We start from the raw sequence: 22,624 nt of genomic DNA on the forward strand, positions 1-22,624 counted from the left end.
AATTATAAAACTTAGGCAGACATATCTACTTGAATGGCTTCCCATAGCTTAAGAGCATCAACTGTTTCGGCTACGTCGTGAACCCGCACAATAGTAGCTCCACGATCTGCCGCCATAATCGCTGCAGCAATACTGGGAGCCACTCGATCATTAGTACCTTTGCCGGTTATTTTGCCAATCATGGATTTACGAGAAATACCCGCAAGTACAGGTAAACCTAATGTTGAAAAATCAGCGAAGTTTGCCAACATATTGAGATTGTGCTCCAAGCTTTTGCCAAAACCAAAACCCGGATCAATTGCAATGCGGTCATTTGCAATGCCAGAAGAAATTAAGAAGTTAGCTCGATCCTTTAGAAACTGTTTTACTTCTGCAATCACATTGATGTATTCGGGATTAAATTGCATCGTTAGAGGATCGCGTTGCATATGCATCAATACAATGCCGCAATTTTGACTTTCCAATACTACGTCTACAGCGCCAGTTTGTCTAAGCGCCCAAATATCATTGACGCAATCCACACCAGCATGCAGTGCTTGGCGCATTGTTTCTGATTTGTAGGTATCGATTGAAAGCGGAACTCCGCAATCTTTGAGCGCCTCAATTACAGGCAGCGCCCTATCCAGCTCTTCTTGGAGTCCAACGGGTTCTGCACCAGGTCTGGTTGATTCGCCGCCGATATCGATGAGATCAACACCATCAGCAAGCATGCGCTCTGCTTGTGCAATTGCGTCTTTAGGCGATCTAAATTTACCGCCATCTGAAAATGAATCTGGCGTGGCATTCAGAATGCCCATGACTATTGGACGTTTACGTTTAGCAAAATCAAAAAGAAAACGCCCACAACGCCATGTTGTGGGCTTTGTTTGAATACTTTGATTTAGCATCAAAGGCTAAAGCAATTCCTATTTATGCCGTTGCCGGCGCACTACCGGTAGCAGGACCAGGTGTGCCAGCGGAATTACCAAACTGGGTTGCTGGCGGTGGCTTAGGTGATCGTGGTGGACGACCTTCCATAATGTCAGTGATCTGCTCCGCATCAAGCGTTTCCCATTCAAGCAGTGCGGCAACCATAGCCTCAACCTTGTCACGGTTTTGTTCCAAGATCGATCTAGCTAAAGCATATTGACTATCAATCAGCATACGAATCTCTGCGTCTACTTTTTGTTGTGTCAACTCAGAAACAGTCTTAGTGCTATTGCGACCAAAAATGCTTTCAGATTCAGTGTCAACGTAAACCATTGTGCCCAAGCTATCGCTCATGCCGTATCGAGTCACCATATCGCGAGCCATCTTAGTGGCACGCTCAAAGTCGTTCGATGCACCAGTGCTCATTGAATGCAAGAAAACTTCTTCAGCAGCACGGCCGCCAAACAGAATAGCCAATTCTTCCAACATGCGGTCTTTATAAAGGTTCACGCGATCAAATTCAGGGAGCTGCCAAGTCACGCCTAAGGCCATGCCACGCGGCATGATTGTGACCTTATGCACAGGATCTGCCTTTGGCAAGACTTTCGCCACTACCGCATGACCAGACTCATGGTAGGCAGTATTACGGCGCTCTTCTTCGCGCATGACGGCAGACTTGCGCTCTGGACCCATATAGATCTTATCTTTCGCGTCTTCAAAGTCCTTCATATCAACTGAGCGCTTATTGCGACGAGCTGCAAACAATGCTGCTTCATTCACTAAGTTTGCTAAGTCGGCACCAGAGAAGCCAGGAGTGCCACGAGCCAATACAGCCGCATTCACATCTGGGTCAATGGGTACTTTACGCATGTGCACTTGCAAGATCTGCTCGCGTCCACGAATATCTGGCAAACCTACATGCACTTGGCGATCAAAACGACCAGGGCGTAACAATGCTTTATCCAATACGTCGGAACGGTTGGTTGCTGCAACAACGATCACACCACTATTGCTTTCAAAACCATCCATCTCAACCAGCATTTGGTTTAATGTTTGTTCGCGTTCATCATTGCCGCCACCCATACCAGCGCCACGATGACGACCTACCGCATCAATCTCATCAATAAAGATGATGCATGGAGAGTTTTTCTTTGCGTTTTCAAACATATCACGCACACGAGATGCGCCAACACCTACAAACATTTCCACAAAGTCTGAGCCGGAAATCGAAAAAAATGGAACTTTAGCTTCGCCCGCAATAGCACGCGCCAAAAGGGTTTTACCAGTACCCGGAGGGCCAACTAGCAATACACCATGCGGAATACGACCACCAAGTTTTTGGAATTTCTGAGGATCTTTCAAGAAATCAACTAACTCAAAGACCTCCTCTTTTGCTTCGTCGCAACCAGCAACATCAGCAAAAGTAACTGTATTACTGTTCTCATCTATCAGACGTGCTTTTGATTTACCAAAAGAGAATGCGCCGCCTTTACCGCCACCCTGCATCTGGCGCATCATGAAAAACCAGAAACCAATAATTAAAAGCGTTGGTCCAAGATAGTACAAAGCAGAAACCAGCATATTTGGTTCGTCATCAGCCTTACCAGTGACCTGAACCCCATATTTCATAAGATCGCCAACCATCCAGATATCGCCTGGAGAGATGATGGAATACTTAGCGCCATCAGCAGGCGTCACTTGTAAAGTGCGGCCTTGTACATCAACGCGCTTTACTTTGCCCGCTTTAGCGTCATCCATGAATTGGGAGTATGTAACTTGATTCTGATCCTTAGGCTTATCAAACTGCTTGAAAACAGTAAAAAGCACTAAGCCCACAATGAGCCACACGCCGATTTTTTGGAACATATTGCTGTTCAAAATGAGTCCTTTTCTGGATTAAGCCAGGAGTTAAAGCAAAACGCTTCCTATGTATTTGATTCTACTACCACCCTTTTTCAAGAGCTAATGGCATATTTATTTGATAAACCCCCTATAAATTAAGGGTTTTTTATGTTTATTTCGGAGGCTTGAGGTTTCTTCCTAAGAGAAAGATCTCAGAAGAGCGCGCCCTGGATGCCTTTGGTTTGCGTGAGGCTACGGTCTTAAACACCTTTTTAAAGGATTCGACAATCTGGCTATAGCCACTGCCATTAAAACATTTGATCAATAAGGCACCTTCGGGTTTAAGGTGTGCAACTGCAAAATCTAAGGCTATTTCTGCCAAAAAGGCCATTCTTGCAGCATCTGCAACGCCAACACCGGATAAATTAGGCGCCATATCGGAAAGGACTAAATCCACCTTTCCTTCGGCTTCTTTTGGCAGTAAAGCCTCAAGCGCAGCAAGACCCTCCTCCTCGCGAAAATCACCTTGAATAAAGCTTACATCCGCAATATCTTCCATCGGCAAAATATCAATCGCAATAATCTGTCCATCTGGTTTGCCGGATTCAATCTTGGGATCGCTTTTTCCAAGTTCGGTTAGACGATTGCGGGCGTACTGAGACCAGCTCCCTGGGGCGCTACCAAGGTCGACAATGGTCATTCCTGCATTGATGAGGTGATCTTGCTCGTCAATTTCGCTGAGCTTGTAAACCGCTCTAGCGCGATAGCCCTCTTTTTGAGCCATCTTCACATAGGGATCGGTTAAATGATCCTGCAACCAACTTTTATTAAATTTATTCTTTGCCACAACTTACCCACTTTCATCCTCCATTTTCCTAGTTTCTTCAGCCTAAAGCAAAAGGAATCGAGAAAATTAGCTCTAAATTGGCTTTAATCGGATGATTTTGATGGTGAATGCTCTATCATCAAGCCCATGACTGCACTCATCCTTACTCCCGCACAACGCAAATCCCTCAAAGCTGACGCACATGATTTAAGTCCTGTGGTTATGGTCGGCGGTGACGGTTTAACACCTGCTGTAATCAAAGAAGCAAAATTAGCCATTAACCATCATGGTTTGATTAAGATTCGTGTTTTTGGCGATGACCGTGAGGTGCGTGTTGCGATCTATGAAGAGCTATGCGACAAATTGGATGCTGCCCCAGTGCAGCATATTGGTAAGTTATTAGTGCTATGGAAACCAAAGGATGTTGTTGATGAGGCGTTCAGTAATTTAGGTCGATTCAGTAAGCAAACTAAGAAAACTTTACAAGCCCCTCGTACTAAACGTCAACCAAACCGTACTGCAACCAAAGCAGGTATTCGTACGAGTACTTCTGAAAGATCGGATCGTCGCTCTGCTTCCAATAAATCTCCTTTTGAGCGAGCAGCTGCCGTGAAGTCAGCAACACCTAAAAAACGTGTACTACGCTCAGAAGCTGCTGAATCAAAGATTGGTTGGTCCTCTCCTGGCTACAGAAAAGCTGCTGCTGCGCCAGCGCCAATCAAGAAGCGCAAAGTACGCATGAGTAGCACCAAGAAAAAGTCTTTGGGCTAGGAAGTCTTCTATTAAATGATCGAAAACGCCGCTAGTCGGCGTTTTTTGTTGTGCGCCAAACGAGTAGAAGTCCAAGTACTGTTTGAATCATATAGAGGGCGCTAGATGCTCCATGAAGCTTACTAAATAAAGGTGCGTGACTTGATTCACGGACAGACAACCCCAAATATAGAGCATGATCTCTAAGGGAGCTCATCCAAGGGATTAGGATAAATGCAGACCCAATTGAGCAAGCCAACATACCCAGCAATATCCAGCGCGCCAGACGGTATTGCGATATATTGTGTCGAACCAGAAAATTTGCCGTCACCATCAAGGTGGTGCAGATAACAACACCGGCATAAGCTGTAACTTTGAAAAGATATGCAGCCACCATGCCTGCAACTTGTCGGTCACCCAAACTGGAAAACAGAATTGGTACGACTATAAATCCGATAGTAATTAAGCTACCAACCCAGAGACCTGTAATCAGGCTAAATACTCTCTGGGTTAGAACATGCTGCATTAGACGTAACGCACTGCCAGAATTTCAACTTCACGATTTCCGCCAGGAGCTTGAACCGCAACTACGTCGCCCTCTTCCTTGCTAATTAATGCGCGCGCAATGGGTGAGCTAATTGAAATCTTATTTAAAGCAATATCGGCCTCATCGTCGCCCACAATTTGATAAGTTAGCTTAGTGCCATCCTCAAGATCCTCTAGGTCAACAGTCGCTCCAAATACCACGCGACCAGTGACATCAAGAGAAGCAGGATCAATTATCTGGGCTGCAGATAACTTACCTTCTAACTCCTGAATTCGACCTTCGATAAAGCCTTGCTTTTCTTTGGCGGCATCATATTCAGCATTCTCAGAGAGGTCGCCTTGAGCGCGCGCCTCCGAAATAGCAATAATGACCGCAGGACGTTCTACATGCTTTAAGCGGTGCAGCTCTTCCTTTAGAAGTTCTGCACCGCGTTTGGTAATTGGAATTGTGCTCATGCTGCCAACCTAACTTAAAATCTTGCGCAAAATTACGCGTATAAAAGTTGATTTTAGATTAAATAAGCGACTGATGTAAGTTTTGCAATGAATACACCTCAAGAGACTCTAACTTACCATTTTGAGAAGCCAACAAGCCATCCATTACTGCACGGGCCGCGCTAATTGTTGTGTAGTAAGTAACACCATTAGCTTGAGCGCTAGTTCGAATTGACCTAGAGTCAGCAATGGCAGTGCGTGTTTCATCCACAGTAGTAAATACCAAGGATATCTCACCATTCTTGATGAAATCCACAATATGTGGACGTCCATCCTTTACCTTGTTAACAACCCTTACAGGCAATCCAGCCGCTTCAATTGCAGCAGCTGTACCCTTGGTGGCAACCATTGGGAAGCCAAGTTGATGTAATAGCTTGGCAACTTCAACTGCCTTAGGTTTATCGCTATCTTTTACGGTCAAAAGAACGGTTCCGCTCTTAGGAAGCTTAATGCCAGCACCCAATTGAGACTTGAACAAAGCCTCGCCAAAGGTTTTGCCTACACCCATCACCTCACCAGTTGAGCGCATTTCTGGCCCAAGGATTGGATCGATACCAGGGAATTTATTAAATGGGAACACCGCTTCTTTTACAGAGAAGTATGGAGGCTTCACTTCAGCAGTAATGCCTTGCTGAGCAAGTGTTTGACCAACCATACAACGAGCAGCAATCTTAGCTAGTTGCAAACCAGTGGCTTTGGAAACAAAAGGCACGGTGCGGGAAGCGCGTGGATTTACTTCAAGAACATAGATAACATCTTTTCCATCTACATTTTGTATAGCAAATTGAACGTTCATTAGGCCAATAACATTTAATCCTTTGGCCATAGCTGCAGTTTGACGTTTGATTTCTTCAACTGTTGCATCAGATAGAGAATATGGAGGTAAAGAACAGGCAGAGTCACCAGAGTGAACGCCGGCTTGCTCAATATGCTCCATAACGCCACCGATGAATACTTTTTCGCCATCGCTAATACAGTCAACATCACACTCAATCGCATCATTTAAGAAACGGTCTAGCAACACAGGTGAGTCATGCGACACCTTTACAGCCTCGCGCATGTAGCGCTCTAGGTCGCGACCATCATGAACGATTTCCATTGCGCGGCCGCCTAAAACATAGGAAGGACGCACAACTAATGGATAGCCAATTTCTTCTGCAAGCTTAAGAGCCTCTTCTTCGGTACGCGCAGTGCGATTGGGGGGTTGACGCAAGCCCAGATCTTGCAATAGTTTTTGGAAGCGCTCGCGATCTTCTGCGGCATCAATCATGTCTGGTGAGGTACCAATAATAGGCACTCCATTACGCTCTAGATCTAAAGCCAGCTTCAAAGGGGTTTGACCGCCGTACTGCACAATGACGCCCTTTGGCTTTTCCTTGGCCACGATCTCCAAAACATCTTCAAGGGTTAATGGTTCAAAGTACAAACGATCAGAGGTGTCGTAATCGGTCGATACTGTTTCAGGGTTGCAGTTGACCATAATGGTTTCGTAACCATCATCGCGCATTGCTAAAGCTGCATGCACGCAGCAATAGTCAAACTCAATACCTTGGCCAATACGATTTGGGCCTCCACCCAGAACCATAATCTTGTCTTTATTGGTTGGGTTGGATTCGCACTCACCATGCTCAGCTTCATAGGTTGAATACAAATATGCTGTGTTTGTCGAAAACTCAGCGGCACAAGTATCAACACGTTTATAAACAGGGACTACTTTTAAGCGGTGGCGAGCAGCACGAACTGAAGCGGCATCAACACCTAATAATTTTGCTAAGCGACGATCAGAGAAACCCTTCTGTTTAACAAAGCGCAACTCTGGTGCAGTAAGGCTATCAATTTTGCGTTGCTTTAATTCGTTCTCAATCGTAATGAGTTCTTCAATTTGCTCTAGGAACCAAGGATCAACTTTGGTTTCCGCATAAATCTCATCGAGACCCATACCCATTCGGAAGGCATCAGCCAAATACCAAATTCGATCTGGTCCTGGCTCGTTGATTTCGTTAATGATGTCATCGAGGTCTGTAGAAACTTCATCAAGTCCATCAACACCAACCTCTAAGCCACGCAGCGCTTTTTGGAAAGACTCCTGGAAAGTACGACCAATCGCCATCACTTCACCAACGGATTTCATTTGAGTAGTTAAGCGTGAGTCAGCTTGCGGGAACTTCTCAAACGCGAAGCGTGGAATCTTTGTAACTACATAGTCGATTGATGGCTCAAAAGATGCTGGTGTAGCTCCACCAGTAATATCATTTTTAAGCTCATCTAATGTATATCCAACTGCTAATTTGGCAGCTATCTTTGCAATTGGGAAGCCAGTTGCTTTGGATGCTAATGCGGATGAACGTGACACCCGTGGATTCATTTCGATGACGATCATGCGACCATCAACTGGATTGATCGAGAACTGAACGTTTGATCCGCCGGTATCTACACCGATTTCTCGCAAGACTGCAATCGATGCATTACGCATGATTTGATATTCTTTATCCGTCAAAGTTTGCGCAGGAGCAACGGTGATGGAATCACCAGTGTGCACCCCCATCGGATCCAAGTTTTCAATCGAACAGACTATGATGCAGTTGTCATTGCGATCACGAACTACTTCCATCTCAAACTCTTTCCAGCCAAGCAAAGATTCTTCGATAAGAAGTTCGCGGGTTGGAGATAAATCAAGACCGCGTTTGCAAATTTCTTCAAATTCCTCGCGGTTATAGGCAATACCGCCGCCAGATCCACCCATTGTGAAGGAGGGACGTATAACAACAGGGAATCCAGAGCTTCCGGTTTCTTTTTGAATGCGCTGCTGTACTTCGAGCGCCTCATCCATAGAATGCGCAATACCTGATTTAGCAGAGCCTAGACCAATCTTAGTCATGGCCTCTTTAAACTTCTGACGATCTTCTGCCTTGTCAATCGCTTCGGGAGAAGCGCCAATAAGCTCGCATCCGTACTTCTCAAGGACGCCATGACGATGTAAATCTAATGCGCAGTTCAACGCGGTTTGACCACCCATCGTTGGCAATATCGCATCTGGTTTTTCAGTGGCAATAATGCGCTCTACAACTTCCCAGGTAATTGGCTCAATGTAAGTGACATCAGCCATCTCAGGATCAGTCATGATAGTTGCAGGATTACTGTTTACCAGTATGACTTTGTAGCCTTCATCACGAAGTGCTTTACAAGCTTGCGCGCCAGAATAGTCAAACTCACAAGCCTGACCAATCACGATCGGCCCTGCACCAATAATCAGAATGCTCTTAATGTCGCTACGCTTAGGCATTATTTGCCCTCCTTCTTGCTGGCAGCATTCATGAGCTCCACAAAACGATCAAATAAATAGGCAATGTCATGAGGTCCAGGCGAGGCCTCAGGATGTCCTTGGAAACACAGGGCTGGCTTATCCTTCCAAGCCAAACCTTGCAAGGAACCATCAAACAAAGAAACATGGGTTACACGAATATTGTCTGGCAATGTGTTGGCATCAACTGCAAAGCCATGGTTCTGAGAGGTAATTGCTACACGACCGGCATCTAAATCTTTAACCGGGTGGTTTGCGCCGTGGTGGCCAAACTTCATCTTCAAAGTTTTTGCGCCAGCAGCAAGACCCATAATTTGATGGCCCAAGCAGATACCAAAGGTTGGAACACCTTTTTCAATGATTTCTTTTGCGGCGGTAATTGCGTAATCACAAGGCCCAGGATCTCCAGGACCATTTGAAAAGAACACGCCATCAGGATTCATCGCCAGCACTTCAGCAGCACTAGTTTGTGCTGGAACAACTGTTAACTGACAACCCCGCTCTGTGAGCATACGCAAAATATTGCGCTTCACACCAAAGTCATAAGCAACCACTTTCTTGACTGGCTTGCTAGTATCTAAAGATCTATATGCTGGTTTGCCATCAGGGCCATGAAGATCCCATTCGGCCTCACGCCATTCATAAGACTTATTAGTTGTAACTACTTTTGCCAGATCTAACCCTGACATGCCTGGGAAGGCTTTAGCAAGCTCAAGAGCTTTGTTACCTAAAGTTTCGTAATCATCGCCTACTTTGCCAGCAACGATTGCACCGGATTGGGCGCCCTTATCACGCAAAATTCTAGTGAGCTTGCGAGTATCAACTCCAGCAATCCCCAAAACACCTGCTTTAGCGAGATAGCCATCTAAAGAGTCTTCAGATCGGAAGTTCGATACACGTTTTGGAAGGTCTTTGATGACCAATCCGGCTGAATGTATTTGATCGGATTCTGCATCCTGAGCGTTCACGCCGACGTTACCAATGTGCGGGTAAGTCAATGTAACAATTTGGCGCGAGTAACTAGGATCAGTAATGATCTCTTGATATCCGGTCAAGGCGGTATTAAAGACAACTTCGCCGGTAGTTTCGCCAGGGGCGCCAATGCTAAATCCGGGAAATAAAGTGCCGTCGGCTAAGGCCAACACGGCTGGGGGAAAAGAAGGAAGCAAGGGTGACAAACCATCTCCAGTCCCTGCTCCATCCGACGCTCAAAACCCTCAAAAAGACCAACCCGAGGATGTTTTTGCGGGAGGTGAGTGTCTTTAAGCGCTAGGGTATTTAATTAGTTTCGAACCCTGCAATCATACCATTTCTGCTCGTAAACCCTTGAATATCCAGTCAAATGGGGCCTACAAAGGAAAAAGCCCCTCCAACCTGAAGGCTGGCGGAGCTTTTTAGCCAAAATTAAGGGTTTTTAAGCCTTAGAGCTTTGCTCAATAATGGTCTTAATTTGAGCCAATACCGTCTGATCGTCCATGGTGCTGATGTCGCCAGGATCGCGACCCTCGGCTACCGCCTGGAGGGCTCGACGCACAATCTTGCCTGAACGAGTCTTAGGCAATGCAGTGACAATGTAAACGCGGCCTGGTCGGGCAATAGCACCAAGAGTCGTATCTACAGTTTTCATGCATTCCGCTTCTAAGGTAGCAGTATTTGAAGCGTCTTTAGGAATGACGAATGCAATTGCAGCCTGTCCCTTCAGCTTGTCTTCAATACCAACTACTGCCACCTCTGAAATATTGGGGTGACTAGAAATGCTCTCTTCAATCTCACGCGTGCCAAGACGATGTCCTGCAACGTTAATCACATCATCTGTACGACCAAGAATAAAGAAGTAACCGTCTTTATCTTTAATGCCCCAGTCAAATGTGGAATAAATCAGCTTGCCTGGGATGGTTTCCCAATAGGTACTGATAAAGCGCTTGTCATCACCCCAAACAGTTTGCATGCAACCTGGAGGCAATGGGCCCTCGATGGCAATAACACCCTTCTGATCTGGGCCCAACTCTTCGGAGGTTGCATCATCTAACAACTTCATGTTGTAGCCGAACGATGGCACTCCTGGCGAACCAAATTTATGTGGCATTACTTCAACACCACGTTGAATTGCCAGCATTGGCCAGCCAGTCTCTGTTTGCCAGTAGTTATCCACAATTGGCTTGTTAATGGCGCCATGAATCCAGCTTGCTGTTGGCTCATCCAAAGGCTCGCCCGCCAAGAACAATGCACGCAATTTAGAAAGATCGTGCTTTGTCAAAAATGCAGGATCTTGTTTCTTTAAAACGCGAACTGCAGTTGGCGCAGAGAACATGACAGAAACTTTGTATTTATCAACCAGCTCCCACCAGATACCAGCATCTGGACGCAAAGGCGTACCTTCGTACATGATTGTGGCCATACCAGAAAGTAATGGCGCATAAATGATGTAGCTATGACCCACTACCCAGCCAATGTCAGAGGTGCAGAACATTGTCTCACCTGGATTACCAGTAAAAATATGCTTCATCGAAGCAGCGAGCGCAACTGCATAACCGCCGGTATCGCGTTGTACACCTTTTGGTTTTCCTGTTGTGCCGGATGTGTACAAAATATAGGAAGGATGAGTTGCATCAACCCACTCAACTGGAACTACATCGTTGAGATGTTTCTGACGTTCGGTTGCATAGTCCAAATCACGACCGGCAACGGTTGTGAACTCGGTTAAGCCGCGATTCACAATCAAAACCTTTGCTGGTTTGTATTCAGCCAAAGTAATTGCCTCATCCAACAATGGCTTATATGGAACTGCTTTGCCTCCGCGTGCCCCAGCCTCTGCAGTAACGATGAGTTTTGGTTTTGCATCATCAATGCGCGAAGCAAGGCTGTGTGATGCGAAGCCACCAAATACAACAGAGTGAATTGCGCCAATACGAGCACAGGCCAACATTGCAAAACATGCTTCAGCAATCATTGGCATATAAATGAGCACACGATCGCCCTTTTGAATGCCGTTTGCTTTATAGATTGCAGCCATACGATTAACTTCTTCGTACAACTCTTTAAATGTGTAAGTTTTCTCTTGATTGGTTTCTGTGGAAACAGCAACCAGAGCGATTTGATCCGGGCGATCTTTGAGGTGGCGATCTACTGCGTTGTAGCAAAGATTCGTAAGTCCACCCTCAAACCATTTAGCAAATGGCGGGTTGTTGTAGTTCAGAACCTTATCGAATGGCTTTTCCCAGTGAATTAACTGCGCTTGCTCACCCCAAAATCCGTCTGGGTCTTTAATGGAGCGTTCGTGGTGTGCTTTATAGGACATGGTCAACCTGATTTCTTTAAAAAGTTACTGTAATTACTGGCTTTTGCTCGCCCCTTTACTGCCGTTATTGCTGCTGGAGGCGGCTGAACTACCATTTTTCGCAGATTTTGCAAGCCCTGTCGATGCGGATTTATGCTGAGATGCAGCATTTTTTTCAGAAGAATTAACCTTAGAGGTGGTTTTTCCTGAAGATTTAGATGTTGTAGTTGGGGCACATTTAGCTGTTTTGCTACCCTTCGCTGCATTTGCTGGTTTTGGACACTTAGGTGCTGGTGGTGCAGGTTTTTCCAAACTTAAGCTGGCATTTTCTGCCATGGCAGTCGATACATCACCAGGACGGCGATTGGTTTTAGGTATCAACACTGTAGAGCCAGAACGTATCCTCATTCCCCGGGGGATGCCATTCACTTCTCTTAGGGTGTCCACATCTACGCCCAAAGTTTTCGCCGCTTGATCTACGCTTTCAGTTTTGGATACTTTTACGGCTGTCCATGAAGAAAGCGGTTTGTCGTATTGCTTCAAGTTGGCTTGGAAGATTTCAGCATGTGCAAAAGGCAAAAGAATTTGCTGATTGGCATTACTCAGAATGACTGGTTTGTTAAATGAGGGGTTCAAACTATGAAATTCATCAGAAGGAATTTCGGCCAATTTAATTGCAATAGCAACGTCAATATCAGCACCCACATCTACCGCAACAAAGTACGGGTGATTGTCAAGTTCAGGCAAAACAATGCCATATGCCTGCGGATCTAAGACAATTTGACGATACGCCATAAGCTTGGGAACGTAGTTTCTAGTCTCACGAGGCAGGGTTAAGCTCTCATAATCCGTTGGTAAACCAGCTGCGGCATTGCGCTTTTGCGCTTTAGCAATGTTCCCGGCGCCCCAGTTATATGCAGCCAATGCCAGCTCCCAGCTGCCAAATTGATTATTCAAACGCTGCAAGTAATCTAATGCTGCATCAGTTGATTGGACAACATCTCGACGCTCATCTCTAAATACGTTTTGCGTTAATCGAAAATCTTTACCAGTAGCCGGCATAAATTGCCATAAGCCCACTGCTTTTGCGCTTGACTTAGCGTTCGTTACAAATGCACTTTCAACAAATGGAAGCAATGCAATCTCAGTTGGCATATTTCGCGCATTTACTTCCTGAACTATGTAGAACAAATAGCGCGATGAACGAGTCATTGATCGATTGACATAATCGGGTCTAGCAGCGAGCCAGCGAACTTGCTCAATTTCTAGGGGGGTATTCATGGGCTCCATTTGAAAGCCATCACGAATGCGTATCCATAAGTTATCCGAAGGCGCATAGACCTTACTGACTGATTGATTTTTAAGGTTTACACGCGTTGCTTTAGACGATTTTGGATTTGTCTTTGTTGGAGTATCGGATGACCAATCGCCGGTACTCGCACAGCCACTTAATAAAGTAACAATCAACACTGCTACATAAAGCATACGCATCAGAAGCGATCTTTCCAGGCGCGAATAACCGCAAGCACATGTGCAGGACTTGGCAGTTCTGGCTGCCCTGAAACCTCTTTAGCCATTGCAATGACCTCTGGCTGGTCGCAACGCATAAAGGGATTGACTTGTAATTCCTGGCCGATCGTAGTGGGAAGCGTTGGCAACCCTTGCTCTCGTAACGACTTCGCCTGTTCTGACCACGCAAATAAATTGTGATTATCTGGCTCAACAGCCAATGCAAAGCGAATGTTGGATAAGGTGTATTCATGAGTGCAATAAACCAAAGTATTTTTTGGCAAGGCTGCAAACTTTCCTAGGGACTGACTCATTTGTGTAGGCGTACCCTCAAACAATCTTCCGCAGCCAGAAGCAAATAAAGTATCGCCACAGAACAACATAGGCTCTACAACGTTAGCCTGCATATTGGCAAAATAAGCAATATGGCTAAGGGTGTGACCAGGAACTTCAAATACTTTCAAGCTAACTCGTGGAAAAGCAATTTCAATTTTGTCGTCTTGCATTGCAACCACAGTACGACCGGGAATGTTATCTCCCACCGGCCCGTAGACAGGAATATTGGCGCCTAACTTTTCCAATAAGGTCAGAATTCCACCCGTATGGTCAGCATGGTGATGCGTAATTAAGATTCCCTTGAGGGTTAATTTATTTGCTTTTAGATATTCTTGGGTCGGCTCAGCATCCCCCGGATCGACAACCAATGCATTGCTACCATCGTGAATGCACCAAATGTAGTTATCATCAAAGGCCGGTATGGGCCAGACCTGCAATAAAGTATTCTTATCCATGTACTCATGATACCAACCCCACCCATCCCCTCTCAGATGCCTGCACCCCCTTGGAGCTCCTGGGAAAAGTGGCTCCAATCCCCGCCAGGTCGCTATGTGCTTAATTGGGAGCAGCAATGCTTTGATCAAATCGTTGCCGATGTCTTTGGGTTTCATGCGGTCCAAATTGGTCTGCCACAAATCAACACGCTTAACGAGAATCGGATGCCCATGCAGGCGCTCCTGATTCATTCAAACGACAACCGTACGTTTGCTGGTCGCTTTAACTGGCATTTAATTGAAGCTAACTCTACTGAACTCCCATTTGCTAGCGAGAGCCTCGATTTAATAGTTCTGCCTCATGTTTTGGAATTTGCATCTGATCCCCATCAGATACTTCGAGAAGTGGATCGTGTGCTACGACCCGAGGGTCGCCTAATCATCTCCGGCTTCAATCCAGCTAGCCTGTGGGGCGCTCGACAATATCTCAGTAGATTGATAGGCACACCCTATCTTCCTAGAGATGGTCAATTCATCAGCCTCATTCGCATTAAAGATTGGCTTGAGCTTCTCAATTTCTCTCTCGATCGCGGCCACTTTGGATGCTACAAATTTCCCTTACAAGGGGAGGCTGTTATGGGCAAGATGAATTTCCTTGAAAAAATGGGGAATCGTTGGTGGCCAATATTTGGGGCAGTTTTTCTGGTTTCAGCTATTAAGCGCCAACAAGGAATGCGCCTCATCGGCCCAGCTTCTCTAGTCCGAATTCCGGCAATTAAGCAACTAAGCCCCGCTGCGGAGCGAAGTAATCTGCAAAAACGTCTCAAGAGCAACAATAACCAGTAAATTATTGCTATGCCGCATACCAAACACCCCCATATCGTGATTTATACCGATGGTGCCTGCAAAGGAAACCCAGGACCAGGTGGTTGGGGTGCCGTTTTGCGCTCAGGTGGGCATGAAAAACATATCCATGGCGGTGAAAAACTCACAACCAATAACCGCATGGAAATTTGTGCGGTTATTTTTGCCCTAAAGGCCTTAAAACAACGCAGTACGGTTGAGCTTTGGACTGATTCCCAGTATGTCCAAAAGGGGGTTACAGAATGGCTTGAGGGGTGGAAAAGGCGCGGCTGGAAAACAGCCAGCAAGGACCCTGTTAAAAATGCGGATCTTTGGCAGGAGCTAGACTCCCTCCTCCCAAGCCATGAAATCTCCTGGCACTGGGTAAGAGGTCATAACGGCCACCCCGGGAATGAGCTGGCAGACCAATTGGCTAATAAAGGTGTTGAAGAATTTCTACCTTAGGTCAACGCCCTTCGGCGACTACCTTTTAAGGCATCTTATGAGAGAATAGTCCTGCTTTAAATGCCCCAGAAACAGCATATAAACCCTAGAAAACCAAGAAAAACGAGTCTGTGTCAAAAATTGAATCCTCCCTTGATAAGTTGTTAGGCAAGCTCGTGCAACTGAAGGATGCGGGCAAGTCGCGTTTATGCGCGCTTTGGAGTAAATATTTGCCTCAGGTTGATAGGCTTAAAGACATTAATTACGCCTCTATCAAGGCGTTCGTCAAACGTTTTAAGTGGCGTATTTTGATCGTCTTGATACTGCTGTATGCGGGATCAAAAACATACGATTATTTTTTCCCAGCAGGCAAGAAAGCTGGCGGCCCTCAAACGATTACTAGTATTGTGGTCGAGAAAAAGGATGTACCACTGATCATCGAGGCAACTGGCACGATTGTCTCCAATAGTATTGTTGATATTCGTCCAATGATTACTAACACCGTTACCAAAATTCACATCAAGGATGGGCAAGAAGTAACAGAGGGTCAACTTCTCTTCAGTCTAGATGACCGCAACGATAAAGCTAATTACGAAAAACAGAAGGCTTTGGCAGATGATGCTCAAAAGCAATATTTGCGCGCTAAGGAATTGGTTGCAAAAAATTTCATATCAAAAGCAGGTCTAGAAACTTCTCTTGCGAACGCTAAATCAACACAAGCAGCTGCTCGCTCAGCCGAGGTGCAACTTTCTTTTGATTCGATACGCTCCCCTATTAACGGTCGCGCCGGCATCATTAACGTATTTCCAGGCTCATTCGTGCAGGCTAGCAACGCAGTAATTAGCTCCACCAACGCTTCCGCTACTTCGACCACTGGGTCAATGGTCACCATTACGCAATTGAATCCAATTAATGTTCAATTTGTTATTCCAGAAAAGGATATTCCAATTATTCTGGAAAACAAAAAGGTCGATGAGCCCTTAAAAGTTAAGGTAACCGTTGGCAATTCTGGCAAGACTGCTTATGAAGGCCAGGTTTTGGTGATTGATAACCAAGTGGATCCAGCGATTGCCGCTGTGAGAGTCAAGGCACAAATTCCCAATGAAAAAATGGAGCTCTTGCCCGGACAATTTGCACGCATATCACTAAATGCCAACACATTAAAAGATGCCTTGGCACTACCAACGCAAGCCATTGTGATTAGCCCAACAGGTCGCCTTGTATATGTTGTAGACAAGGATGACAAAGTGACCGCGAAGCCGGTAAAGGTTACATATGAATACCAAGGTACCTCAGTAGTTACAGGCATTCAAGCTGGTGACCGCATTGTTGTTGAAGGCAAGCAGAATTTGCGAAGTGGCAGCAAAGTGCGCGAGGCTAAGGCTGGAAAAGTCCCAGCTCCTGATGCTCCCGCAAACAATAATTCTGCTACAGAGCAAAAATGACGCTTTCTGAGTTATGCATTAGACGCCCCGTCATGACGGTGTTGTTATCTATTGCAACCGTCATTGCTGGAAGCGTGGCGTATTTCAAAATTCCAGTAGCCGCCCTACCGAGCTTCAACACACCAATTATTTCGGTCACTGCAAGTTTGCCTGGAGCTGCACCAGAAAACATGGCCTCTGCAGTGGCATTGCCGCTTGAGAAAGAATTCTCAACTATCGATGGCATCAAGGTCATTAGCTCAACCAATTCACTCGGTTCGACTAGCATCACCCTTGAATTCAATAATGATCGCGATATTGATAAGGCGGCGGTAGATGTGCAAGCAGCTCTCTTGCGCGCACAAAGGCGTCTTCCTATTGAAATGACAGTGCCGCCTTCTTATCGAAAAATTAATCCTGCAGATACACCAGTATTAATTGTCCGCATGAGCTCGCCATCTATAAGTCTCTCGGAAATGAATGCGTATGCCGAGAATCTAATGGCACCTAATTTATCGACGATTTCAGGCGTTTCTCAGGTTTCTGTTTACGGCGCTAAACGCTATGCTGTACGTGTTAGCGTGAGGCCAGATGCCTTAGGTAACCGCAACATTACGATGGATGAAGTGGCTGCCGCAATCAATAAAGCCAATACGAATAGCCCTGTTGGCACCCTAGACGGTCCACGACAACTCATTACCATCTATGCAAATCCTCAATTAGTTAAGGCAGAAGAGTTTGGCAACCTCATCATTGCACAGCGCAATGGATATCCAATCTATCTTAAGGATGTAGCAGATGTACAAGAGAGCTACGAAGATGTAAAAACCTTTGCCTCAGCAAAAGGTGAAAGATCGATTGCGATTGGTATTAATAGACAACCAAATGCCAATACGGTTGAAGTGGTTGATTCGATTAAACGCTTATTGCCCTCGCTCAAGGCGCAGATGCCGGATTCGATTCAGCTGACACTCATCAACGATCGCTCACTCTCAATTATTGAGTCCATCCATGACGTTAATCTCACTCTGCTTTTCACTATTGCATTGGTGATTCTGGTCATATTCCTATTCCTGAAGCATGTATCAGCAACTGTTATTCCATCAATTAGCCTTCCTATTTCCTTAATAGGCGCCTTTTTTGTTTTCTACTTCTTGGGCTACAGCCTGGATAACATCTCCCTATTGGGTATCACGCTAGCTGTTGGCCTAGTTGTTGACGATGCGATTGTTGTCTTAGAGAACATCATGCGTTACGTTGAACAAGGCATGGATCCACTTAAAGCCGCGCTTAAGGGAAGCAAAGAGGTTGGCTTTACTATTGTTTCCATTTCGCTGTCCTTGGTGGCAGTCTTCATTCCGCTCTTCTTTATGGCGGGACCGATTGGCCTACTCTTCAGAGAATTTGCGGTTGTCGTTACCCTCTCTATTTTGGTCTCTGCGGTTGTTTCACTAACAGTGGTGCCAATGCTTTGTAGTCGCTATTTACCAAAGCCTGGCCACAAACCAAAAGAATATAAAATTACAAAGAAATTTGATCGCCTCTTCGATTGGACTCTAAAGGGATATGTTCACTTTTTAGACTTAGCCTTAGTCAATCGCAAAAAGGTGCTGTGGGGAGCAATTGCTAGCTGTGTCATTACTGTTGCTCTCTTTATCTATAGCCCCAAAGGCTTCTTCCCCGAAGAAGATATTGGTCAATTGCGAGTGACGGTTGAAGCCTCAGAGGACACTTCGTTTAAAACGATGATTGCCTTGCAAGATCAAGCAGCCAAAATCGTTGATAGCGACCCTAACGTTGCGACATCGATTTCTATTATGGGTGGCGGTCAAAGCTCAGGACGTAATACCGGTCGGTTCTTCATTATTTTGAAGCCAAAAGGCGAGCGTCAAAAAATGAGTAAGGTAATAGAGGGTCTACGAACCAAGTTCAGAGAAATTCCTGGCATCCAGGTTTACATGAGCCCAGTGCAGAATTTGCAACTAGGCGGACGAAGCAGTAAGAGCCGTTATCAGTTCACATTACAAAGCGTTGGCTTTGAGGGTGTAAATGAATGGGCTGACAAGTTGTTACAAAAGATGCGCACTGATCCGATCTTTAGAGATGTGACCAGCGATTCACAACTCAAGGGCCTTAACGTCAAAATCGATATTGACCGTGAAAAAGCTGCAAGCGCTGGTGTATCCATTGCCGATATACGAACAGCCCTCTACTCTTCATTTGGCGAGCGCCAAGTGTCTACCATTTACACGCCAGTTAACACCTACTATGTCATTCTTGAAACGGCAGAGGATGACAGGCAGTTTGAAACAGACTTAAATAAAGTTTATGTACGAGGCAGAGCTACTGACAAACTCATACCGTTATCTAGCTTGGCTAGCTTTGTGAGAACGGTTGGACCAACTGCCGTAAATCATCAAGGTCAAATTCCTGCTGTAACGATTTCATTTAACTTGGCACCAGATGTCTTTTTGGGTGATGCCACCAAAGCAATTGACCGATTTGTAAAAGAGGTTGATCTGCCACCTTCCATCATTACCAGCTATGGCGGTGATGCCGCAGTCTTTAAAGACAATCAATCAGGTCAAGTAATCTTGTTGCTGGCAGCGTTAGGTGTAATTTATATTTTGCTTGGCGTTTTATACGAGAGCTACATACATCCACTCACCATTTTGGCTGGACTACCTTCCGCTGCTATTGGTGCCATCTTGGCCCTGCGTATTTTTGGCTTTGAACTCACCATTGTTGCTTCAATTGGCATCCTACTACTGATTGGTATTGTTAAGAAGAATGCAATCTTGATGATTGACTTTGCCCTGGATGCGCAACGCAATCAAGGCATGAGTCCAGAGAAAGCAATCCGAGAGGCTTGCATCTTGCGTTTCAGACCCATCATGATGACCACGATTGCCGCTTTGATGGGTGCGCTGCCAATTGCACTCGGCCTTGGTGCTGGAGCAGAGTTACGCCAACCTTTAGGCATTAGTGTTGCCGGCGGATTGATATTCTCTCAATTTGTAACACTCATCATTACTCCGGTAATTTATCTTTACCTAGATAAATATGCGGGCAATGGTCCAATGGATATTCCACCTGCCATTCTAGAGGGGACCTAATGCGTCAAGTTATTCTCGATACCGAAACCACAGGCTTAAATCCTGCTACTGGTGACCGCATAATTGAAATCGGTTGCGTTGAAATGGTTGGTCGTCGCTTAACGGATAGAACCTTTCATTACTACATCAATCCAGAGCGTGATATTGATGCGGGAGCCTTTGCGGTACACGGTCTCTCAAGAGAGTTTTTATCTGATAAACCAATTTTTGCAAATATTGTTGAGCAGCTTATTGAGTTTGTAGATGGCGCTGAAATCGTGATTCATAACGCAGCCTTTGACTTGGGATTTTTGGATAATGAGTTTGCGCTATTAAAACGTCCGCCATTTCGTAACCTTGCATCAAAAATTACGGATACCCTGCTCGATGCGCGTCAAATGTTCCCGGGGAAAAGAAATTCTTTGGATGCCTTGTGTGAACGTTTCTCTATCAGCAATAAGCATCGTACTTTGCACGGCGCTTTACTGGACGCCCAACTTTTAGCCGAAGTCTATGTAGCAATGACTCGGGGTCAAGAGGACTTATCTATTGATCTCATTGACTATACGGTAGGCGCAGATTCGTCTGGCCACACCAAAGCTCTACCAACCAACCTAAAGATCCTTTCGGCCTCCGAGGATGACATGCTAAGTCATGAAAAAATCCTTGCTGAAATTGCCAAGGCAAGCAAAAAGGACTCCATTTGGAGCCCTTTAAGTACCGCTAGTTGAGTAAATAATTAGATTGCATCTGCAATCGCCTTACCTAAATCGTCAGTTTTTGCTGTTCCGCCAAGATCAGGTGTTAAGGGCGCATGTCCAGGGCCAGAGGCCAATACCTTTTCAATTGCATTAAATATTGCTTTACCAGCCTCTGGATAGCCAAGGTGATCAAGCATCATCGCCCCGCTCCAAATTTGACCAATCGGATTGGCGATCATCTTTCCAAAGATGTCAGGAGCAGATCCATGCACAGGTTCAAACAATGATGGAAACTTGCCTTCTGGATTAATACTTCCTGATGGTGCTACGGCAATTGTGCCGGTACAGGCAGGCCCTAAGTCAGAGAGAATGTCACCAAACAAATTAGATGCAACAACCACATCGAAACGATCTGGATTCATAACAAAGTGTGCCGCCAGAATATCAATGTGATATTTGTCGGCTCTAACATCTGTAAATTTCTTCGACATTGCTTCTACACGCTCGTCCCAATATGGCATCGTAATGGCAATGCCGTTAGATTTGGTAGCTGATGTCAGGTGCTTCTTAGGGCGACTTTGCGCAAGATCAAATGCATATTGCAAGATACGATCAACCCCTTGCCTTGTGAATACAGACTCCTGAATAACAATCTCACGATCCGTATCGGGGAACATTTTTCCACCAACACTAGAGTATTCGCCTTCAGTATTCTCACGTACGACAAAGAAATCAATATCACCAGGCTTACGGTTAGCTAATGGGCAAGGAACACCTGGCAGCAAGCGTACTGGACGTAAATTGACGTATTGATCAAAGCCGCGACGGAATTGAATTAAGCTACCCCACAATGAAACATGGTCAGGAAGAACATCAGGCATTCCAACTGCGCCAAAGAAGATTGCGTCGTACTTCATTAAAGTATCGAACCAATCATCCGGCATCATTTTGCCGTGCTTGAGGTAGTAATCACAGCTTGCGAAGTCAAAATGATCAAACTGCATTCCGAGATTAAATTTACGATTGGCAGCCTCTAGTGCGCGTACGCCCTCAGGCATAACTTCTTTACCAATGCCATCGCCAGGAATAACGGCAATCTTTGGGTTTTTGAAAATTTTCTTAGCGTTCATAAGTGACTTGTCTCTTTTTATTTTGATGAATACGAATTTTACAAATTTCTAGCTAATGGCGCGGCGGATCTCATCCGGTGCCTTTTTACTACCCTTTTCTACAGAATCGGTATCGTAATCAGCTGTATTTTCAATTGTCTCTGGAACTGCTTCTAGCATGCGAATATTATCTTTTGGGCAAATTGGTGCGCCATAGCTAGCCCATTTTTTAAGCAAGCTAACCTCATAGCCACATTGACTACATTTTGCTTTGCTGCGACTAGCATTGCTAGGTCTAGGAGGTGGAAAAACGATGGCCTGGTGTGGGTATGGCCCCAATTCCTGGCTAATCATCATCAGCTTTACCGTTAATTCTTCAGTGGCATGAGCCATTCTGGCAGGACCCTCTAGGCCTACCGTCTGAGCAATTCCCTTGAAATCCTCGCCGTGACCACTAAAACAGTCGTCTACTGCATGGCAAAGCTCATGCACTAAGGTATCCAAAAGTTGTACCGGCTCATCTAATTTAGGGGAGATAAAAATCTCATTAACACCGCCGCCAGATCGCTCGCGAGGCCAACACTGACCGAGTGTTGTTCTGGGGCTGCTAGAGGCTGGAAAGCCGCAAGAAACCCTGACTGGAGGGATCGCGTAACCCGCTTTTGAAAATACTGGCTCCAAATGCCTTACAGCATCCTCAAGCCATGCTTCACGTACTGTATGTTGCTTCATCTAACTTATCTTCTATCGAATTTCTGGGAAAAAAAGCTTAAATTGCGATCA

18 protein-coding genes are annotated in these 22,624 nt (G+C 45.5%); 6 read left to right on the forward strand and 12 right to left on the reverse strand.

Translation table 11 applies throughout. The features are described 5' to 3' along the window. Positions 1-11: 11 nt before the first annotated feature. The 3 genes from folP to ICW03_RS05505 form a co-directional block, all read right to left on the reverse strand. Positions 12-887 (reverse strand): dihydropteroate synthase, encoded by an 876-nt coding sequence (folP, locus tag ICW03_RS05495; RefSeq protein ID WP_215350213.1) that lies wholly within the window; start codon positions 885-887, stop codon positions 12-14. A gap of 22 nt (positions 888-909) precedes the next feature. Beyond that, positions 910-2,787, reverse strand: coding sequence for an ATP-dependent zinc metalloprotease FtsH (ftsH, locus tag ICW03_RS05500; RefSeq protein ID WP_215349953.1), 1,878 nt, complete (start codon positions 2,785-2,787; stop codon positions 910-912). 136 nt (positions 2,788-2,923) lie between these two features. After that, positions 2,924-3,598, reverse strand: coding sequence for an RlmE family RNA methyltransferase (locus ICW03_RS05505; protein ID WP_215349956.1), 675 nt, complete (start codon positions 3,596-3,598; stop codon positions 2,924-2,926). Positions 3,599-3,724: 126 nt separating this feature from the next. Between ICW03_RS05505 and ICW03_RS05510 the strand changes: the two genes are divergently transcribed. After that, positions 3,725-4,348 carry a YhbY family RNA-binding protein gene (locus tag ICW03_RS05510; RefSeq protein ID WP_215349959.1) on the forward strand — a complete coding sequence of 208 codons (624 nt, stop codon included), beginning with the start codon at positions 3,725-3,727 and terminating at the stop codon, positions 4,346-4,348. A 31-nt stretch (positions 4,349-4,379) separates the two neighbouring features. Here ICW03_RS05510 and ICW03_RS05515 read toward each other — a convergent pair whose 3' ends face one another. The 7 genes from ICW03_RS05515 to gloB all read right to left on the reverse strand — a co-directional run bounded on the left by ICW03_RS05515 (position 4,380) and on the right by gloB (position 14,246). Next, positions 4,380-4,853 (reverse strand): DUF4149 domain-containing protein, encoded by a 474-nt coding sequence (locus ICW03_RS05515; protein WP_215349962.1) that lies wholly within the window; start codon positions 4,851-4,853, stop codon positions 4,380-4,382. Beyond that, positions 4,853-5,329 carry a transcription elongation factor GreA gene (greA, locus tag ICW03_RS05520; protein ID WP_215349963.1) on the reverse strand — a complete coding sequence of 159 codons (477 nt, stop codon included), beginning with the start codon at positions 5,327-5,329 and terminating at the stop codon, positions 4,853-4,855. Before greA ends, ICW03_RS05515 begins: the two co-directional genes overlap by 1 nt. 58 nt (positions 5,330-5,387) lie before the next feature. Continuing rightward, positions 5,388-8,651: a carbamoyl-phosphate synthase large subunit gene (carB, locus tag ICW03_RS05525; protein WP_215349965.1), complete on the reverse strand. Its 3,264-nt coding sequence runs from the start codon at positions 8,649-8,651 to the stop codon at positions 5,388-5,390. Next, complete coding sequence (gene carA / locus ICW03_RS05530) at positions 8,651-9,838, reverse strand: glutamine-hydrolyzing carbamoyl-phosphate synthase small subunit (RefSeq protein ID WP_215350215.1); 1,188 nt, start codon at positions 9,836-9,838, stop codon at positions 8,651-8,653. Before carA ends, carB begins: the two co-directional genes overlap by 1 nt. 245 nt (positions 9,839-10,083) lie before the next feature. Further along, positions 10,084-11,967, reverse strand: a complete 1,884-nt coding sequence (locus ICW03_RS05535; protein ID WP_215349967.1) for a propionate--CoA ligase — start codon at positions 11,965-11,967, stop codon at positions 10,084-10,086. Positions 11,968-12,000: 33 nt separating this feature from the next. Then, the gene (locus ICW03_RS05540) at positions 12,001-13,437 is read right to left on the reverse strand and encodes a transglycosylase SLT domain-containing protein (RefSeq protein ID WP_215349970.1); all 1,437 of its coding nucleotides are present in this window, start codon (positions 13,435-13,437) and stop codon (positions 12,001-12,003) included. Continuing rightward, positions 13,437-14,246, reverse strand: a complete 810-nt coding sequence (gene gloB / locus ICW03_RS05545) for a hydroxyacylglutathione hydrolase (RefSeq protein ID WP_215349972.1) — start codon at positions 14,244-14,246, stop codon at positions 13,437-13,439. Before gloB ends, ICW03_RS05540 begins: the two co-directional genes overlap by 1 nt. Before the next feature lie 36 nt (positions 14,247-14,282). On the opposite strand from gloB, the gene ICW03_RS05550 reads away from it, so the two are divergent. From ICW03_RS05550 to dnaQ, 5 genes are all read left to right on the forward strand, one after another. Continuing rightward, complete coding sequence (locus ICW03_RS05550) at positions 14,283-15,071, forward strand: class I SAM-dependent methyltransferase (RefSeq protein WP_251374477.1); 789 nt, start codon at positions 14,283-14,285, stop codon at positions 15,069-15,071. 9 nt (positions 15,072-15,080) lie between these two features. After that, on the forward strand, positions 15,081-15,533 hold the full coding sequence (gene rnhA / locus ICW03_RS05555) for a ribonuclease HI (protein WP_215349978.1): 453 nt from the start codon (positions 15,081-15,083) through the stop codon (positions 15,531-15,533). A gap of 110 nt (positions 15,534-15,643) precedes the next feature. Beyond that, positions 15,644-16,957, forward strand: coding sequence for an efflux RND transporter periplasmic adaptor subunit (locus tag ICW03_RS05560; protein ID WP_215349981.1), 1,314 nt, complete (start codon positions 15,644-15,646; stop codon positions 16,955-16,957). After that, positions 16,954-20,052 carry an efflux RND transporter permease subunit gene (locus tag ICW03_RS05565; RefSeq protein WP_215349984.1) on the forward strand — a complete coding sequence of 1,033 codons (3,099 nt, stop codon included), beginning with the start codon at positions 16,954-16,956 and terminating at the stop codon, positions 20,050-20,052. Before ICW03_RS05560 ends, ICW03_RS05565 begins: the two co-directional genes overlap by 4 nt. Beyond that, on the forward strand, positions 20,052-20,762 hold the full coding sequence (dnaQ, locus tag ICW03_RS05570) for a DNA polymerase III subunit epsilon (protein WP_215349987.1): 711 nt from the start codon (positions 20,052-20,054) through the stop codon (positions 20,760-20,762). Before ICW03_RS05565 ends, dnaQ begins: the two co-directional genes overlap by 1 nt. A gap of 8 nt (positions 20,763-20,770) precedes the next feature. On the opposite strand, the gene ICW03_RS05575 is transcribed toward dnaQ, so the two are convergent. Next, the gene (locus ICW03_RS05575) at positions 20,771-21,862 is read right to left on the reverse strand and encodes a tartrate dehydrogenase (protein ID WP_305849371.1); all 1,092 of its coding nucleotides are present in this window, start codon (positions 21,860-21,862) and stop codon (positions 20,771-20,773) included. 48 nt (positions 21,863-21,910) lie between these two features. Then, the gene (locus tag ICW03_RS05580) at positions 21,911-22,573 is read right to left on the reverse strand and encodes a SprT family zinc-dependent metalloprotease (protein ID WP_215349989.1); all 663 of its coding nucleotides are present in this window, start codon (positions 22,571-22,573) and stop codon (positions 21,911-21,913) included. Positions 22,574-22,624 lie beyond the last annotated feature (51 nt).

This window comes from Polynucleobacter sp. MWH-Aus1W21 (assembly GCF_018687275.1).
Classification (GTDB): Bacteria; Pseudomonadota; Gammaproteobacteria; order Burkholderiales; family Burkholderiaceae; genus Polynucleobacter.

Bases quoted from the DNA above. Each gene is read 5' to 3' on its own strand.
- folP (WP_215350213.1), bottom strand. From the start codon at position 887: ATGCTAAATCAAAGTATTCAAACAAAGCCCACAACATGGCGTTGTGGG.
- ICW03_RS05510 (WP_215349959.1), top strand. From the start codon at position 3,725: ATGACTGCACTCATCCTTACTCCCGCACAACGCAAATCCCTCAAAGCT.
- ICW03_RS05515 (WP_215349962.1), bottom strand. From the start codon at position 4,853: ATGCAGCATGTTCTAACCCAGAGAGTATTTAGCCTGATTACAGGTCTC.
- greA (WP_215349963.1), bottom strand. From the start codon at position 5,329: ATGAGCACAATTCCAATTACCAAACGCGGTGCAGAACTTCTAAAGGAA.
- carB (WP_215349965.1), bottom strand. From the start codon at position 8,651: ATGCCTAAGCGTAGCGACATTAAGAGCATTCTGATTATTGGTGCAGGG.
- ICW03_RS05535 (WP_215349967.1), bottom strand. From the start codon at position 11,967: ATGTCCTATAAAGCACACCACGAACGCTCCATTAAAGACCCAGACGGA.
- ICW03_RS05540 (WP_215349970.1), bottom strand. From the start codon at position 13,437: ATGCGTATGCTTTATGTAGCAGTGTTGATTGTTACTTTATTAAGTGGC.
- gloB (WP_215349972.1), bottom strand. From the start codon at position 14,246: ATGGATAAGAATACTTTATTGCAGGTCTGGCCCATACCGGCCTTTGAT.
- ICW03_RS05550 (WP_251374477.1), top strand. From the start codon at position 14,283: ATGCCTGCACCCCCTTGGAGCTCCTGGGAAAAGTGGCTCCAATCCCCG.
- rnhA (WP_215349978.1), top strand. From the start codon at position 15,081: ATGCCGCATACCAAACACCCCCATATCGTGATTTATACCGATGGTGCC.
- ICW03_RS05565 (WP_215349984.1), top strand. From the start codon at position 16,954: ATGACGCTTTCTGAGTTATGCATTAGACGCCCCGTCATGACGGTGTTG.
- dnaQ (WP_215349987.1), top strand. From the start codon at position 20,052: ATGCGTCAAGTTATTCTCGATACCGAAACCACAGGCTTAAATCCTGCT.
- ICW03_RS05575 (WP_305849371.1), bottom strand. From the start codon at position 21,862: ATGAACGCTAAGAAAATTTTCAAAAACCCAAAGATTGCCGTTATTCCT.
- ICW03_RS05580 (WP_215349989.1), bottom strand. From the start codon at position 22,573: ATGAAGCAACATACAGTACGTGAAGCATGGCTTGAGGATGCTGTAAGG.